At 40.7% G+C, this 15845-nt stretch carries 18 protein-coding genes and 1 pseudogene; all 19 read right to left on the minus strand.

Annotated features, from left to right (window positions below):
• The gene (locus NSQ44_RS17305; protein WP_063389015.1) at positions 1-540 is read right to left on the minus strand and encodes a F0F1 ATP synthase subunit delta; all 540 of its coding nucleotides are present in this window, start codon (positions 538-540) and stop codon (positions 1-3) included.
• Complete coding sequence (gene atpF / locus NSQ44_RS17310) at positions 537-1001, minus strand: F0F1 ATP synthase subunit B (RefSeq protein ID WP_082830384.1); 465 nt, start codon at positions 999-1001, stop codon at positions 537-539. Before atpF ends, NSQ44_RS17305 begins: the two co-directional genes overlap by 4 nt.
• A gap of 281 nt (positions 1002-1282) precedes the next feature.
• Positions 1283-1495 (minus strand): F0F1 ATP synthase subunit C, encoded by a 213-nt coding sequence (gene atpE / locus NSQ44_RS17315; protein WP_063389017.1) that lies wholly within the window; start codon positions 1493-1495, stop codon positions 1283-1285.
• Between the two features lie 69 nt (positions 1496-1564).
• Positions 1565-2275 carry a F0F1 ATP synthase subunit A gene (gene atpB / locus NSQ44_RS17320; RefSeq protein ID WP_066251301.1) on the minus strand — a complete coding sequence of 237 codons (711 nt, stop codon included), beginning with the start codon at positions 2273-2275 and terminating at the stop codon, positions 1565-1567.
• Positions 2276-2281: 6 nt separating this feature from the next.
• A complete protein-coding gene (locus NSQ44_RS17325; protein ID WP_063389019.1) occupies positions 2282-2665 on the minus strand; it encodes an ATP synthase subunit I in 384 nt (127 codons plus the stop codon).
• Between the two features lie 2 nt (positions 2666-2667).
• Complete coding sequence (locus NSQ44_RS17330) at positions 2668-2895, minus strand: AtpZ/AtpI family protein (RefSeq protein ID WP_094244712.1); 228 nt, start codon at positions 2893-2895, stop codon at positions 2668-2670.
• A 183-nt stretch (positions 2896-3078) separates the two neighbouring features.
• Positions 3079-5325 (minus strand): S8 family serine peptidase, encoded by a 2247-nt coding sequence (locus NSQ44_RS17335; protein WP_340857814.1) that lies wholly within the window; start codon positions 5323-5325, stop codon positions 3079-3081.
• Between the two features lie 373 nt (positions 5326-5698).
• A pseudogene (locus NSQ44_RS17340) lies at positions 5699-6084 on the minus strand (transposase); the annotation flags it as partial.
• A gap of 54 nt (positions 6085-6138) precedes the next feature.
• Positions 6139-6768, minus strand: a complete 630-nt coding sequence (gene upp, locus NSQ44_RS17345) for a uracil phosphoribosyltransferase (protein WP_063389021.1) — start codon at positions 6766-6768, stop codon at positions 6139-6141.
• A 188-nt stretch (positions 6769-6956) separates the two neighbouring features.
• Positions 6957-8198: a serine hydroxymethyltransferase gene (glyA, locus tag NSQ44_RS17350; RefSeq protein WP_063389022.1), complete on the minus strand. Its 1242-nt coding sequence runs from the start codon at positions 8196-8198 to the stop codon at positions 6957-6959.
• A 504-nt stretch (positions 8199-8702) separates the two neighbouring features.
• Positions 8703-9251, minus strand: a complete 549-nt coding sequence (locus NSQ44_RS17355) for a TIGR01440 family protein (RefSeq protein WP_063389023.1) — start codon at positions 9249-9251, stop codon at positions 8703-8705.
• Positions 9252-9263: 12 nt separating this feature from the next.
• Positions 9264-9710, minus strand: coding sequence for a ribose 5-phosphate isomerase B (rpiB, locus tag NSQ44_RS17360; RefSeq protein ID WP_063389024.1), 447 nt, complete (start codon positions 9708-9710; stop codon positions 9264-9266).
• Between the two features lie 16 nt (positions 9711-9726).
• Positions 9727-11022 (minus strand): methyl-accepting chemotaxis protein, encoded by a 1296-nt coding sequence (locus tag NSQ44_RS17365; RefSeq protein ID WP_117016858.1) that lies wholly within the window; start codon positions 11020-11022, stop codon positions 9727-9729.
• Between the two features lie 16 nt (positions 11023-11038).
• Entirely contained in the window at positions 11039-11491 is a 453-nt protein-coding gene (locus NSQ44_RS17370) for a low molecular weight protein arginine phosphatase (protein WP_327863442.1), read from the minus strand.
• 211 nt (positions 11492-11702) lie between these two features.
• Entirely contained in the window at positions 11703-12248 is a 546-nt protein-coding gene (locus NSQ44_RS17375) for a manganese efflux pump MntP (protein WP_340857816.1), read from the minus strand.
• 262 nt (positions 12249-12510) lie between these two features.
• Positions 12511-13554 (minus strand): L-threonylcarbamoyladenylate synthase, encoded by a 1044-nt coding sequence (locus NSQ44_RS17380; protein ID WP_340857820.1) that lies wholly within the window; start codon positions 13552-13554, stop codon positions 12511-12513.
• A 174-nt stretch (positions 13555-13728) separates the two neighbouring features.
• Positions 13729-14160 (minus strand): GNAT family N-acetyltransferase, encoded by a 432-nt coding sequence (locus NSQ44_RS17385; protein WP_063389028.1) that lies wholly within the window; start codon positions 14158-14160, stop codon positions 13729-13731.
• A gap of 64 nt (positions 14161-14224) precedes the next feature.
• Entirely contained in the window at positions 14225-14869 is a 645-nt protein-coding gene (gene spoIIR / locus NSQ44_RS17390; RefSeq protein WP_063389029.1) for a stage II sporulation protein R, read from the minus strand.
• A 114-nt stretch (positions 14870-14983) separates the two neighbouring features.
• A complete protein-coding gene (prmC, locus tag NSQ44_RS17395; RefSeq protein WP_340857822.1) occupies positions 14984-15844 on the minus strand; it encodes a peptide chain release factor N(5)-glutamine methyltransferase in 861 nt (286 codons plus the stop codon).
• Position 15845 lies beyond the last annotated feature (1 nt).

The following is a 15845-nucleotide window of genomic DNA, read 5'->3' on the forward strand; positions in this document are numbered from 1 at the left end:
CTACGAACTTTTCGCTAAATTCCGCCCGATGCGTTCGAGCTTACTCTTGATGCTACCGTCAAAAATACGATTGCCGATTTGAAGTTTCAGTCCGCCAATTAAGTTCTGATCAATGATGTTTGTGATCTTAAGCGATTTTTTTCCGACCTTTTGCGCAAATACTTCTGAAAGAGCCTGCTTTTCTTCATCCTTCAACGGACGGACGGAGTAAACCGTTGCTTCTGCTGTTTGCTGTTCTTCATTTGCAAGCTCCACAAAGTTATCTACAAGTTCAGGAACTAAGCGGATGCGATGGCGATCGATAAGCAGAAGAAGAGTATTGATAATTTCAGCACTCAATGAAGAAAACGCTTCATTGACCAATGATTTTTTATTTTCGAGCAACACCTTCGGATGCTCTAAAATTTGCAGCAATTTTTGATTTTCAATAAACACCTGCTTTACAATCCGCAATTCTTCTTCAAACTGCTTCACTTGATTTTTTTCCTTTGCAATTTGAAAAAGAGCTGACGCATAGCGCTTTGCCACTCCGCCAATCATAACTGTTCTCCTACCTCTTTAATATAATCATTGATCAGCTTCTCTTGCTCAGCCTCATTCAATTCTTTTTCAATCACTTTAGAAGCAATAAGAACGGATAATGATGCCACTTGATTACGCAATTCAGCAACGGCTTGCTCTTTTTCGTGTTCGATTTCTTTCTTGGCTGCTTCTTTCAGTCTTTCTGCCTCCGCACGAGCCGCTTGGATGATATCTTCTTTTTGCTGTTCGCCGAGTTTTTTCGCATTTTCAACAAGCTCCTGTGCTTCGATGCGGGCTTGCTTTAATAGCTCACGCTGCTCTTCGGCAAGCTTTTTGGCTTCCGCATGCTTTTCTTCCGCAGCGTTTATTTCATTTGCAATAAATTCTTCCCTCTGTTTCATAATGCCCATAAGCGGACCAAAAGCATATTTTTTGAGCAATGCTAACAAAACTAAAAATACAACGAGCTGAACGAGCATATCTCCTGCTGCGAAGCCTCCAGCTCCGAGGGCAAATTCAACTGTTAACACGGCTTCGTTTCACTCCCTTCAAAACTTCCGTTTTCCAACTACCGGCTATATTGGGACTCTGTTACCATTCACAACATAAAGGAATGGCGAAGATGCTTAAAAAACTTCGCCATTTCCTCTTTTTCACTTGCTGTCCTTTCGATTCGGACTTCACGCAAATTGATTGCATGCACTTCTAAAAAGCCTTTTTCCAACACCAATCTGGGCAAGGCTCTTTTGAAATTTTTGAATTATGCACCAAAAGCCATAAATGCAATAACAACCGCGATAATCGGAATCGCCTCAACCAACGCAACCCCGATAAACATAGTTGTTTGAAGCATACCGCGCGCCTCAGGTTGACGTGCAATACCTTCTACTGTACGAGATACGATAAGTCCGTTACCAATACCAGCACCAAGTGCCGCTAAACCAATTGCAATTGCAGCTGCTAATAAATTCATGAATAAAGTCCTCCTTTATTTGTTTAAAGATAATTTTTTACACAAACATAATGATGAAGTCATTTATTTTTAATGGTCATGGCTAACTTTATGCGCCATATAAACCATTGTCAACATTGTAAAGATAAAAGCTTGGATTGCACCTACAAAAATACTGAATGCCTGCCACGCCATCATCGGAATAATTGCCCCGAGGAAGCCAAATGCTCCGCTAGTTGCCAAGCTGACAAGCAGACCTAGCAAAATTTCCCCAGCATAGATGTTACCGTAAAGACGAAGACCAAGCGTCAACGTGTTTGCAAACTCTTCAATAATTTTAAGCGGGAACAAAAACGGCAGTGGCTTGAAAAAGTCGCTTCCATAGGCGGAAAAGCCCTTTAATTTAATCCCGTAATAATGCGATAAACCGACGACTAAAATGGCCAGTGTCAGCGTTATAGTAGGATCAGCCGTAGGCGATTTCCACCAAAGTTCATGGTCAACAACGATAGCGAATGGTAGACCAAGCATGTTGGAAACAAAAATGTACATGATGAGCGTCATTCCTAATGTAAGGAATCGGCCGCCTGTCTGCCAGTCCATCGTGCTGTTAATAATGTTTTTCACAAAATCCATGACCCATTCCAAAAAGTTTTGCATGCCCGTTGGCTTCATTGCCAAAGAGCGGGTCGACAATACGGCGATGATAAATACAATTGCGCTAGATACAAGAATCATTAAAATATTGGACAAATTAAATTCAAGCCCTAATAATTTTACTATCGGCGCTTCGTGACCCAACAAAATTCACCTCTCTTCCCAAGCTTGTCCGCAAATGTATAGAATAGAATCTATCATAATGACAATATAGATTGTCATTAAACCAATAACCACGCTAATTAAATGGAAATGTTCAGGGAATTTAAGTGCGATTAATACCGCCAATCCTGCGGCTGCCATCCTTGAAACCGTTCCAAGCGAACGTGCTGTACGACCTTCTTCAATTGCTTGCTGTATTTGCTTTGATTTACGCACTAGTATCCATAAATTATAGAGGCTAAAGCTTGTACCAAGGGCAAGACCGAGGAAAATATCTTGATAAGGAGTAAACCCCCACGCTAACACATAGATGGCAAGCAAAAACAGCAAATATTTTTTGCTGCGCACAAACAATTTTTCTATACGATCCATAGTTACCGTTCATTCTCCTGAAAAAAATGTTGGACTAATCTCAGCATCGCAATTATTCCCGCAGCCAGTCCAATTAGAAGACCGATGATCAAAAAAACGGGTTCTGTATGCAAATGTCGATCAAGCCATCTTCCTGCAAAAATCCCAACGAGCACTGACCCTGCCAAATAGGAAAGAATGGCGGTCATTAAAGCGTATGCTCGGAGCGGATGGTGCTCTTTTTGCCGCATTGGGTATGTCCTCACAATATAAAATTACCTTATATTTCATTATGTTAAAAGGCTGTTGAAAACCTTATCATCCCACCCCGTTTAGCATACAATAGGCACCAATCAATGTCAATCTGTTTCACGTCAAAAGTTGAGCTATTTGTTAATAATATCACAATTTGTTCACAAATATTTTTGGTGTTTCTATTGACTTTTTAATATTTTTTTATCTAAAATGATTGTCGTTTCATAGCTGCTTTCTTCCCCGTCTTTTTTTGCAAAAATAAGCGCTTTGTAAACGCCGTTTGGAATGTCCTTAAATTGCCCGGAAATGTCTCTTTTCAACAAACCTCCCGGAATATTTCTTTGCCAGTCTAAAAAGCCTTTGAATGTTAAAGTGTCCGGATCATACAGGGCAATCCCGAATTCATCCGCCCCTTGCGGCAAATAAAGCTCATAATGGTACATATTCCCTTGATCGGCAAGCCCAAATTCAAATCCCATGATTTTTGGATAATTCGGTTCGCCAACAACGAATAAATATGGAAGGCGGATTGTCTGGCTGCCGGCTGTTACAACAAGAGTCCCGTCATACAATCCTTCCCTCAATGATTTTGGTGCAACATCAATCGAGACGGATACTTCTCTTTTCCCGTTAGCAGGAACCTTTACGGAAATAGGGAGCTGCCATTGAACCCCTTTTTGATAATGCGGTTTAGAAAAAACAAACGTTTTTTCTTGATCGGAGAGATTTTCAAGAGTTAACGTGATCTCTTTCTTTTTCCTGCCGATATTTTTGTGAAATTGACCGAATGATAGAGATGCCGGATAAATGAGAGCTCTTGTCTGAACAGCCGATAAAATATCGATTCTTCCCGCCCCCTGCTCAAACACCTTGTACAGCCTTCCATTTTGATCATAAAGCGGTTTAGCAGTATTCATCATAGCTGCTTTTATTTGTTCCGGCGACCAATCTGGATGCTTTTGTTTGATCAATGCCGCTGCACCTGCTATATGCGGAGCAGCCATGCTTGTTCCTTGAAGAGCCATATACCCTTTAGGTATTGTGCTGTCAATTGCTACACCAGGTGCGACAAGATCGGGCTTCACTTCCCATGTGACTGTTACCGGCCCTTTTGATGAAAAGGGTGCGAGGCGATCTTGTTCTATCTGAATGGTTGTTTTGACGAACGATTTTTCATTCAATTGTTTCAGCAGCCATTCGCCATCTTCCTTTGAGATGGAGACAACAGGAAAGTCCAATTTTTCTTCTAAATTGCCGGTAAATCTCCCTTTCATGTTATTGTAAATAATCAACGCTTGGGCTCCGGCTGATTTTGCATTTTTCACTTTTTCGGCAAACGTGATCTCCCCGCGCTTCACCAAGGCTATTTTTCCTTTAACAGAAGGTTTAAAGTCTTTTTTCTCCCCTAAGCCTGCATATTCTATCCGTCCTCTAATTGTTGTCCAAGGGGCAGAATTGAACAAAGAGTCAGCTGGTATTTTCTTTTGAAATCCTGAAAGGGTTAAATACTTTACGTCAAGCGGCGGTGTCGATGCGCCGACGGAAATTGCTTTGCTTGCAGTGCCAGGCGAACCGACGGTCCAAATGTTAGGTCCAGAGTTTCCGCTTGATACAACTGCAGTTATCCCCTCTTCAACGGCTCGGTTTAACGCCAGGCTTGTCGGATAATCCGGGCCGTTCACATCATTGCCAAGGGAAAGATTTACGATATCTACCTGATCCTCAATCGATTTTTCAATCGCTGCAATAACTTGGTCTGTCGTCCCGTACCCATGAGGGCCAAGCGCTCTATAGGCAATGATGGAGGCTTCCGGAGCAACCCCTTTTAATTTTCCATTTGCCGCTATAATTCCTGCTACGTGAGTGCCGTGAATTGTCCTCGAATTGTCTTTCGCGACTGTTTCCATTGGGTCTTTATCTTGATCTACAAAATCAAATCCGCCTTGATAATTTTTTTGTAAATCTCGGTGGTTGTAGTCGATCCCCGTATCTATAACAGCTACTTTCACTCCTTTTCCCGTCAATCTTTCATCCTTCGCGTCAAAATAGCCGCGTGCATCGATGCCGCCTATAAAAGGAACACTTTCTTCAACCGTTGCTTGAAAAGTCGTTACTGGCTCTGCATGTTCAATGTAAGGCTCTTTTACGAGCTGATCTAGGTCTCTTTTTTTCCCTTTTACGGAAAATCCGGTAAACGTTTTTTTATATTCCCAGCAAATGTTTATTTCCGGATATTTTTTTTGAATCAACTCTTTTATTTTTGAAAGGTTCTGATCTGACAAAACAATGATCATTGTGACTTGTTCATCCGCATTCTCTTCAGGGATTTGCGGATGTTCGGGGAAGGTCTTTGCAAAAGCAGTTATATCAAAAACGTGGAAAATGAAGAAAAAAAGCAAACAAATTCGCACTGAAGGGTTTCCCATTTCTATCACCTCAGCACTTATTGTTCGCTATGAACATCAGTTTATTGCATGAAAAAAGTCGTTTTAAGGGAAAAGTGAGAAATTGATGGAGCTGTTTAATAAGTCGTTTTTACGGCTTATTGACGCCCATTAATGTTTTAGAAACGTTGATATATCGATGTTTATGATTTTTTGTTTTCAATGGGGATTTAACTTTCTGGACAGCTCCTTCTTACCTCTAGTCAAGTATTTTTTATTAAATAATTTGGTTAATATAGATTTTATTTTGGAAGGAAGGGGACCCCTTCCTTCCAAAATAAATTTTCGCATGACAAATAGACCTCACGATTTCCATTTTTTTCGTCAGGTCTTTGTGATATAATCTTACTTACGATTACTGATGCATTGTTGCCTTTTCGTAATCGTATTTCGGATTATGTGTGATAAGGTGATAAGCCGATTTCAAGAACTTATTCACGCATGCTATGGACGCAACTTTATGAGGTTTCCTCTGGGGTTGCGTTTTTAATTTATCATAATAATCTACAATATGATTTTGTGTGTTTTTCCGTAGTTGGATCATGGTCTGGATCATGTAGTCTGGATCATGTAAAATAGAATTTTTCTAAGTTTGTTATTTCCTCTTTTATTAATCTTGTCTTTATAAAAGGTATTCCCAGATTGATATCTCATAATATCAATACCAACGTAAGCATTCAGTTGTTTATGGTTTTTGAATCGTCGAATATCACCTAATTCTCCAATTAAACGAACTGCAGTCGTTTTTAATGAATCTAAAAAGAAAGAGAGGGCACTTCACTTCGCCCTCTCCTGTTATTTTGTACCAAATAAACGGTCTCCTGCATCTCCTAAACCTGGTACGATATAGCCATGGTCGTTTAATTTCTCATCAAGAGCGGCAATGTAAATATCGACATCTGGATGAGCTTCTTCCATTGCTTTTACCCCTTCAGGAGCAGCTACTAGACACATGAAACGGATATTTTTTGCACCGCGTTTTTTTAGACACTCTATTGCTTCAACTGCTGAACCGCCGGTAGCCAGCATTGGGTCAACAACGATGAAATCCCGCTCTTCCACATCAGAAGGAAGTTTTACATAGTATTCTACAGGCTTTAATGTTTTCGGATCCCGATATAACCCGATATGGCCGACTTTTGCGGCAGGAATCAGTTTCAAAATGCCGTCAACCATTCCTAGCCCCGCACGCAAAATGGGAATAACCCCAAGTTTTTTTCCTGACAAGATTTTTGTTTTCGCTACTCCTACCGGGGTTTCTACTTCCACTTCCTCCAGCGGAAGATCTCGTGTTATCTCAAACGCCATTAATGTAGCAATCTCATCCACAAGCTCTCGAAATTCTTTTGTTCCGGTTTTTTTATCGCGAATATAGGATAGCTTATGCTGAATTAACGGGTGATCAAATACAAACACTTTGCCCAAGTTTCACATCTCCTTTTCTTTTGCCTCAATAGATTTTACAGAAAAAATTTTTGAGTTTCAACATTTTCATCAACCTTTTTCGCCAACATTCCAAACGATGAAATCCATTTTAAATAGTTTTAAGAGGCAGAAAATGAAAATAAAAAAAGAGCGTCCGAAGCATGTGGCCTCGAACACTCAATATTTCCTCAATAATTTGGGTAGAGCGGGAATTTTTCTGTTAAAGCTTGCACCCGTTTTCTCGCTTCTTCCAATTTAGCTTCGTCTTGATGGAATTTCAATGCAAATGCAATAATCGATCCGATTTCATCCATTTCTTCCAAACCAAATCCGCGGCTTGTGACAGCTGCCGTTCCAATACGGATTCCGCTTGTAACAAAAGGTGATTCAGGATCGTATGGAATCGCGTTTTTATTCACAGTAATGCCGATTTCGTCCAAAACATGTTCAGCAACTTTTCCTGTTAATTGCAAGTTGCGGACATCAACTAAAATCAAATGGTTATCTGTTCCTCCAGATACTAAAGTCAGTCCTTCTTCTTTTAATTTTTCTGCCAGCCGCTTCGCATTGTTGATAATGTTTTGCGCATATGTTTTAAATTCTTCTTGTAAAACTTCTCCCAATGCTACCGCTTTTGCTGCAATAACATGCATTAACGGACCGCCTTGAATGCCTGGGAAAATGATTTTATCAATTTGTTTTGCAAATTCTTCTTTGCATAAAATCATTCCGCCTCTTGGACCGCGAAGTGTTTTATGCGTCGTAGTTGTTACAAAATGGGAGTACGGCACAGGATTTTGATGAAGACCTGCAGCAACAAGGCCGGCAATATGAGCCATGTCAACCATTAAGTAAGCTCCCACTTCATCAGCGATTTCCCGAAACTTTTTAAAATCAATTTCACGAGGATAAGCGCTGGCACCAGCAACAATGATTTTCGGTTTATGCTCAAGAGCTTTAGCTCGAACATCATCATAATCGATAAGATGAGTGTTAGGATCAACACCGTATTCAACAAAATTAAATTGCATTCCGCTGAAGTTTACCGGACTTCCATGCGTTAAATGGCCGCCGTGAGACAAATTCATTCCGAGAACAGTGTCCCCATGATTTAAGACAGCATAGTAAACAGCCATATTGGCTTGAGAACCGGAATGCGGCTGAACGTTTGCATGCTCAGCTCCAAAAATTTTTTTCGCCCGTTCGCGAGCTAAATCTTCCGCAACATCAACATATTCGCATCCTCCATAGTAGCGACGTCCCGGATAACCTTCTGCATATTTATTTGTTAATACAGAACCTTGGGCCTCCATTACCGCTTCACTGACAAAATTTTCTGACGCAATCAGTTCGATTTTCGTACGCTGGCGCTTTAATTCGTTCTGTATCGCTTCATATACTTCAGGATCCTGTTGTTGAATATATTTCATGAAATGTTCCCCCTCTAGTCTTTCATCGATTGAACGGCACAGGCGAGCGACAAAATCGTCATGCCGATCTACTTATTAATCAGAATAACCGTATTGATCATCCTTTGGCAACCCTTTTCTTTTATGTAAGCGCATTCTTCCCAAACTTTTTTTTGGCATGAATAGTTTTTAATTCGGAATTTCTTAAAACCTCGATTCTGCCTGTATTCTTAAACTATCAGTTTGTAAAATGAATCATGTCTTGTACAACTCGACCAACGGAGCTTCTATACCTAGCTCAATGCACAGAGTCGTCAAGCAGGAAATGATCGGCAACCTGTATTTTCACTAACAAAATCGCATCAAAGTTTGATACGACTTTTGCTTACAATTTCTAAAGATGGAGGGGCCCCGATATACTTCAAAGAAATGATGTGCATGTTTTTTTTCGTTCCGCTCCACTTCTTTTATAAAAAATAGCAGCACAAACCATGACGTAAGTTCGCACTGCTCATATTCGAATGTTTATTTTGTATAAACTGCCCGCGCACCGCCGATAAGCTTCGGTCGGCTAAAAGCTAAGTTTACATGGGCTTGTCCGACTTGTTTGACCGAACTTCTAACAGGGACAGCAACATGCTTTAAATGCATGCCAATAAGTGTATCTCCGATGTCAATGCCTGCATCTGCCTTAATAAATTCAACAACAACCGGATCCCTCATATGCTCATAAGCAAACGCTGCCATGGAACCGCCTGCTTTCGGGATTGGGATGACAGAAACGATTTCGTAATTGCGCTTTTCTGCTGTTTCCCGTTCAACGACAAGAGCGCGATTCAAATGCTCGCAGCATTGAAAAGCGAGCTCTACACCTGTTTCTTTTTGAAATTCCGATAATGCAGAAAATATCATTTCGGCAACATCCGTATTTCCGGCAGTGCCGATTTTTTCTCCGATTACTTCGCTCGTTGAGCACCCTATGACAATCAGCTGCCCTTTTTGAATTGGTGCTTTTTCTTTAAAATCGGCCAACACTGTTAAAAGCTGTTCCCGGTATTCTTGCAATTCCGGCATTCGATCATCACCTTATAAATGGGTTTCTTCATATTTTGAAATTTTTTCTATTCTATTCGCATGCCTGCCTCCCACATATTCAGTTGTCAGCCACGTTTTCACAATTTCGCGGGCAAGTCCCGGCCCGATGACACGTTCACCCATTGCAAGCATGTTGCTGTCGTTATGCTCCCGGGTTGCTTTTGCGCTAAACACATCATGTACAAGGGCGCAGCGAATACCCTTTACTTTATTGGCCGCTATTGACATTCCGATCCCTGTTCCGCAAATTAAAATACCGCGGTCAAATTCGCCTTTCGCGACTCGTTCAGCTGCCGGCAATGCGTAATCAGGATAATCAACTGATGTCCCACAATCGCAGCCGATATCTTCGTATTCGATATTCATCTCGTCAAGCAATTTTTTGATTTCTTCACGTATGTTGACCCCTCCGTGATCTGAGGCAATTATAACTTTCACTAGCTGCTCCTCCTTTTTATTTTTCATAAGTAAATCGATCGATTACTTTCTTTAGCTGCTGAGCGCTTGCTTCAAGCTCTCTCGTTAATTGATTAATGTTAGAAATATTATCAGCTTGTTCTTGTACAGATGAGGCCACTTCCTGTGCACCAGCAGATGTCTCTTCGGCAATCGCTGCCACTTCTTCAGATTGCGCTCCTGTTTGTTGAATGCTTTTTTGCTGTTCGTCCATCAGCTCGCTGATCACCTTAACCGCTTCGGCAACATGCAAAATCGATTTCGACATCTCCACAAGAATTTTCTCTGTTTCTTTCCCTCTTTGCGCTTCTTGTCGAGCTGTTTTCACTTGATCTCCAATCTGTTCAACAACATTGCTTACTTCCTTTTGAATGTTAGAGATCAGCTCGGAAATTCCTTGAACAGCTTTGGCGCTTTGGTCAGCAAGCTTTCGAACTTCTTCCGCAACGACGGCAAACCCTCTGCCGTGTTCACCTGCTCTTGCCGCTTCAATTGACGCGTTCAGCGCCAGCAGGTTTGTTTGATCGGCAATATCGCCGACAAGGGATACAATAGTCTCCACCTTTTTGGCATTTTCTTCAAGACGCTGTACCGCCAAAATAGATTGCTCGTTTTTTTCGGCCAACGATTGAATCCCTTTAATTAAAGATTGAAATATCTTTTTGCTTTGGTCAAGTGATTGAACCATTTCATTCGCCATTTTTTCGGATACTTTTGCTTTTTCTTTTACCTGACTAGCAAGCTCTACCGTATCTTCCACCGCTTCTGCTGTTTCCTGAATAGCAGCCGCCGATTGGTCAGCTCCTGTTGAAATTTCCTTAATCGTATATGAAATGCTTTCAGCTTGTCTTGTTGCCTGTTCTGTTGCAGCATGTATTTGTTTCACCTGCTCATTTGTTTGCTCAAAATTTATTTCAATGTTTTTCACCATATGTCTTAAATTGGAAAGCATTTCATTAAAGGCTCTGCTTAAAGACCGAATTTCATCATCTGATTTGATGTCAGGAACATTTACGGAAATATCGCCATCGGCCGCTATAAGAGCAGCTTTTTCAAGCCGCTTGAGCGGAGAAATAAGAAATCCAGCTGCAATAGCTGTTAAAACCCCTGACCATATGATTCCAAGAGTCAGCGTCAAAATGGTAAAAGATGTTCGGTCAATATATTGTTTCACATACTCGTATACAACATAAATGAAAAATCCGCTTGTTGAATATGTAATAAGAGCAACAATCGTAATAAAAATGACGATTTTTAAACGGATGCTGAATTTGTATCGATTCTTGTTTTTCACAGAGTCCACCTGCCTGCTAATTTGTTTCTAATTTTGAAATAAGCTTTTGCAGCAATTGCTCCAGCTCATCCCTTGTTTTCCTGTACGTTTCCACGGAACTGCCAAATGGGTCGGTAATATCACGTACCTCCTCATCTTTTCCAACAACGAACTCGCTTACCGTAAATGTTTTTTCGGCTGCTTTAGGAAAAAATTGGCATAATATGTTTTTATGATCTTTAGTCATCGTAAATACATATGTTGCCCAATCGATATGTTCTTCCGTAAGTTTTGAAGCACTGTGCTCAACATGTATTCCCTTTTCCTCCAGCACTTTTTTTGCATTTTCTGAAATTTTCTGCCCATCCAATGCAAACACGCCTGCTGAACGAACGTTAAATCCGCCGTTTTTTTGCAAATGCTTAAAAATAGCCTCCGCCATCGGGCTTCGACATGTATTTCCGGTGCAAACGAATAAAATGTTTGTCACAAGGTTTTCTCCCTTCTATATCTCCCTTTTGATGTTACCTTCATTATAATCAAAAAGTTCGAAAGAATGGAAACCATGAGGAATTTTTTTATTTTTATTATCGACAAAAAGTCACAATTTTTTTGCATAATAGGCATATTTAACCAAAAAATTAACAAAAAAGCACGTCCAATGACTGTGCTCAAATGATTGGTTTAGACAATACAGCTTTCTACATTGAAAATAATAATTTCAAGCCAAATACAAGCAAAATGCTGCCGCCAAAAGCTTCACTATATGTACCGAACCAATCTTGAACCCGTTTGCCGATCAATAACCCGCTCCAAGTGAGCACCATGCTCATAAAACCAAACATTACGACGGTTAACAAAACCTCCGCTCCGTAGATACCTAGACTTAATCCTACCGAAAAACTGTCTAAACTGACGCTCAGCGCAAAAAGGAACAGGCCGATGCCGACCGGTGCAATGAAAGGCGATTCATCGCGTTTAAAAGACGAATAAATCATTTGAATTCCTAAAAGAGTGAGCAGACATCCTCCAATATACATGGCAACTAAACCAAACTTTTCCGATAGTACTTTCCCCAAGACAATTCCGATAAGCGGCATGATCATATGAAAAATCCCAATGTATATACCGATGTCAAAAATTTGCTTCCATCGCAAACGAGCTAAGCCCATCCCAAGGCTCACTGAAAAGGCATCCATCCCTAATGCAAATGCCATTAAAAATAAAGTTACTATTTCTGCAGCCATATAGATCACCTCCCCCGGACACGCATATTGAACGATATGCACGTCAGAGGGACATTATGACAAAGAATGGCGCCCGGTTCATTGATTTCTGTTTATTTAACTGCGCGATCTGTTTCTGCCTATGCGTGCGCTGGCAGATGGCCTTTACCATTTTTATATTTGCTTTTGATCTGTCAATTCCGCCTTTTAGACAAAAGATCAGAAAGTCTGGACTAAAAAAAAACCGGCCTGAGCGCCGATTTTTGTTCAAGGCATTAAAAGTTTACCGTTCTTTTATGATCCGGTGGGATGCAGCTTTTAACAAGCGATTCATAATAGCTTGTCCAACGCCTTCCGCAGGAAACGCTTCGCTGAATAATACATCCAGCTGGTCTTCATTAAATTTTCTGAGCGAATCATACAGTGTGCTGGCAACTGTTCGCAAATCGCTTCTTTTTCCGCAGACAACAATTTTATCCGCGCTGTAAAAACGACTATTTTCTTCTGTTGTCAACACCCCGACTTTTTTTTCTTTTTCTTTCTCTTTTTGTATTAATTGTTCAATAAATTCTTTGCTTCCATCGACAATCGTTAAAGGAGCATCAGGTGCATAATGTGTATATTTCATGCCCGGCGCTTTCGGCAATTCCTCCTGATTCAGCACAGCAGCATCTATGCGCACCGAACCGATGACTTCTTCTAATTGCTGCTTTGTAACACTACCTGGACGCAGGATCACTGGAATATCCTCGGTGCAGTCAAGTACTGTTGATTCTACGCCAAGTCCAGTAGGGCCTGCATCGACAATTCCCGGGATTCGCCCTTCGAGATCATCCATGACATGTTTAGCAGAAGTTGGACTTGGCTTTCCGGAAAGATTGGCGCTCGGAGCTGCAATCGGCAGATTTGCTGCTTCGATTAATGCTAATGCTGCAGGGTGATCCGGCATGCGCACTGCTACTGTTGATAATCCTGCTGTGGCAAGATTCGACAGACCTTCTTTTTTTGGCAAAACAAGGGTAAGCGGGCCTGGCCAAAAACGGTCAATTAATGGATCAATCCAATCGGGATAGCTATCCACAATCTCTGTTAACTGTTCTTTTTTAGCAATGTGGATAATTAACGGATTATCGCTCGGTCTTCCTTTCGCGCTATAAATTTTTGCTACTGCTTCATCGCTTTTCGCGTTTGCTCCTAGTCCATAGACTGTTTCTGTTGGAAAGGCAACCAATTCATTTTTTTTCAATAGTTCGGCTGCCTGAACAATTTGTGGAGAATTTTTTGTAACATGCTCTAAATTATCCACAATCCAATGCTTCGTTTTCATTTCATTTACTCCTTTGCTAATACATGAACGAGTGTTATGAATCTTTCTAAGCAATAGTGAAACTGTTCCATTATTTTTCAAGAACAAGCTTTATCCACAAATTGTGGATAAAGCTGTTGATTGCAGTGGATAAATATTGTGGATATTGTGTATAATTTATACGTATCCTTAGCGTTATTTTACCATAAACTCTACATTTGGAACGGATACCAACTGATTCATCAGATTTGACGCAAGCATGTGGGAAGGCAATTCATCCGCTTGAATCCTCTTGAATCCCAATATTTCTAATAACTCTGCTACAGAATTTTTGTTGACTGCAAAATAAATATTTTTCAAACGAAACTGTTCCATTAATAAGTCTGCCGATTTTAATAGGGAGATGATATGTCCTTGATTCAAATTGCTGGACACAACGCAAGAGCGGAGGAGGCCATCTTGATTGATGACTTCCATTCCGAGGCATCCTGCTATTTCACCATGATCAGTCTCCATAATAATAAAATGGCTGTTGTCGAAGCCTTCCGTGGAAACGCCCGCTTGATCTGCAAATTGTTGAATGGTTTTTAAGTCTTCCCTTTCCGCAAACCGCAATGAATAATACACGCTTTCACCCCTTTTATTCGGACAAATCTAGTAATCAATGTATGAGGCAAAAGCTGAATTAGACCTATGAAAACAGATTTGTAAACCATTCTACTAAGAAAAATTTCACTTCTACTTCTTCGTCATGTTCTTCAGGAGCGAATAAGTTTTTTGTTTTCTCTAATTTCTTTTCTTCTTTTACTTTATCCTTTTCTTCATCCTGTTGAATAGCTTCACCGCTTGAAAAGTCGACAAAGCAAAGCGGCGGAAACAACACGCACCACCAGTTGGCTCCTTTTCCTTCTCCAAGAGTGATCAATATGGCTTCATAGTTTCCAGCCGGATAAAGGAAATTTCCATAAAGCTTTGTCGGAAATTGAATTTTTTTAAACTCCACTGTAAAGGATTGGCTGCTGTTTTCCTGTTTTAAAACGCTTTGGACGATATCCTTAATTTCTGGTATTTTTGCTCGAATGATTTTACGCGCCTCTTCAATCGAAGTTAGATCCTGAACCCATTGATTAATTGCTTCATTGACCGCATTCCGAACATTCCGTTTTAAAGCTTGATCTTCCGGAGAATCGCTATTTGCTAAAATTCGCAGACGAATGGCTTCGTCAGGAATGATCACCGTCTCATTTTGTTTTGCGTCTGTCGGCATTTCATAAGCTGTTAATAGGCTGCCAAACAGCATTAAAAAAATATATATAACAGATAATTTCTTTTTCATCGTTTTTCCTCTCCCTTCAGTACGTCATTATCGACAGAAGAGAGAGATCTTAAACATAAAATTGGTTCAGATTTGAAGTTTGCTAGAAAAGGAGGGAATGGCTCGAAAAGCTTATTATAACGAAAGGACAGCAAATACTTTCCGTTCTTTTCCATTCATATCGTATTCAATTTGTACCTCTGCTTTTGGAAACCTATTCTCTAGCATGCTTTTCACATCTTTTCCTTGCCCGTGCCCGATTTCAAATGCGATTAATCCAGGGTAGCGGATCACATCTGGAAGCTGCTCCACAATTTTTCGATAATACAAAAGGCCGTCCGCTCCTCCTGAAAGCGCTAATGTCGGCTCCCAGTCCTTTACAACCGTTGACAGCTCCATGATTTCTTCATCCGGAATATACGGCGGATTGGACACAACAACATCCGCTTTTTGCTTTGCATTTATAATAGGGTTCAGCAAATCGCCTTGATAAAAATGCACATTAGCACAAAGCTTTTCGTTATTTTCTTTTGCCACTGCAAGCGCTTTTTCGGAAATATCGGTGGCAGACACGCGCATTTTTTTATTTTCAAGAGCCAATGTGACGGCAATAGCACCGCTCCCCGTGCCAATATCTACAACATCGATTTGCTCCCTTTCAGAAAATAAACGTTCAGAGCGGAGCAGCACGCCTTGAACTAGCTCTTCCGTTTCCGGTCTCGGAATCAATACATGCTCGTTCACCTTAAAAGGGCGGCCGTAAAATTGTTCGCAGCCGATCATATATTGCACAGGCATCCCTTGAGCATGTTTTTGCACGTCCTGCTGAAAGATTTCCCATACTTGTTTGTCAATATCCATTCTTAAATCGGCAAGCAAGCTCGCCCGACTTTTCTTCATATGATGCAAAAGCAGCAATTCTCCCGCATTCTCATCTCTTCCCGCTTGTTTTAAAAAAGAAGAAGCCCATTTGAGGGCTTCGAAAACTTTCGGCATG

Origin of the sequence: Aeribacillus sp. FSL M8-0254 (assembly GCF_038008845.1) — a bacterium.
GTDB classification, from domain to species: Bacteria; Bacillota; Bacilli; order Bacillales; family Aeribacillaceae; genus Aeribacillus; species Aeribacillus composti.

Excerpts from the sequence above, each read along its gene's own strand:
- NSQ44_RS17305 (WP_063389015.1), bottom strand. The coding sequence starts at position 540 with ATGATTGGCGGAGTGGCAAAGCGCTATGCGTCAGCTCTTTTTCAAATT.
- atpF (WP_082830384.1), bottom strand. The coding sequence starts at position 1,001 with ATGCTCGTTCAGCTCGTTGTATTTTTAGTTTTGTTAGCATTGCTCAAA.
- atpE (WP_063389017.1), bottom strand. The coding sequence starts at position 1,495 with ATGAATTTATTAGCAGCTGCAATTGCAATTGGTTTAGCGGCACTTGGT.
- NSQ44_RS17325 (WP_063389019.1), bottom strand. The coding sequence starts at position 2,665 with ATGGATCGTATAGAAAAATTGTTTGTGCGCAGCAAAAAATATTTGCTG.
- NSQ44_RS17330 (WP_094244712.1), bottom strand. The coding sequence starts at position 2,895 with ATGCGGCAAAAAGAGCACCATCCGCTCCGAGCATACGCTTTAATGACC.
- NSQ44_RS17335 (WP_340857814.1), bottom strand. The coding sequence starts at position 5,325 with ATGGGAAACCCTTCAGTGCGAATTTGTTTGCTTTTTTTCTTCATTTTC.
- glyA (WP_063389022.1), bottom strand. The coding sequence starts at position 8,198 with ATGAAATATATTCAACAACAGGATCCTGAAGTATATGAAGCGATACAG.
- NSQ44_RS17355 (WP_063389023.1), bottom strand. The coding sequence starts at position 9,251 with ATGCCGGAATTGCAAGAATACCGGGAACAGCTTTTAACAGTGTTGGCC.
- NSQ44_RS17375 (WP_340857816.1), bottom strand. The coding sequence starts at position 12,248 with ATGGCTGCAGAAATAGTAACTTTATTTTTAATGGCATTTGCATTAGGG.
- NSQ44_RS17380 (WP_340857820.1), bottom strand. The coding sequence starts at position 13,554 with ATGAAAACGAAGCATTGGATTGTGGATAATTTAGAGCATGTTACAAAA.
- spoIIR (WP_063389029.1), bottom strand. The coding sequence starts at position 14,869 with ATGAAAAAGAAATTATCTGTTATATATATTTTTTTAATGCTGTTTGGC.
- prmC (WP_340857822.1), bottom strand. The coding sequence starts at position 15,844 with ATGCCGAAAGTTTTCGAAGCCCTCAAATGGGCTTCTTCTTTTTTAAAA.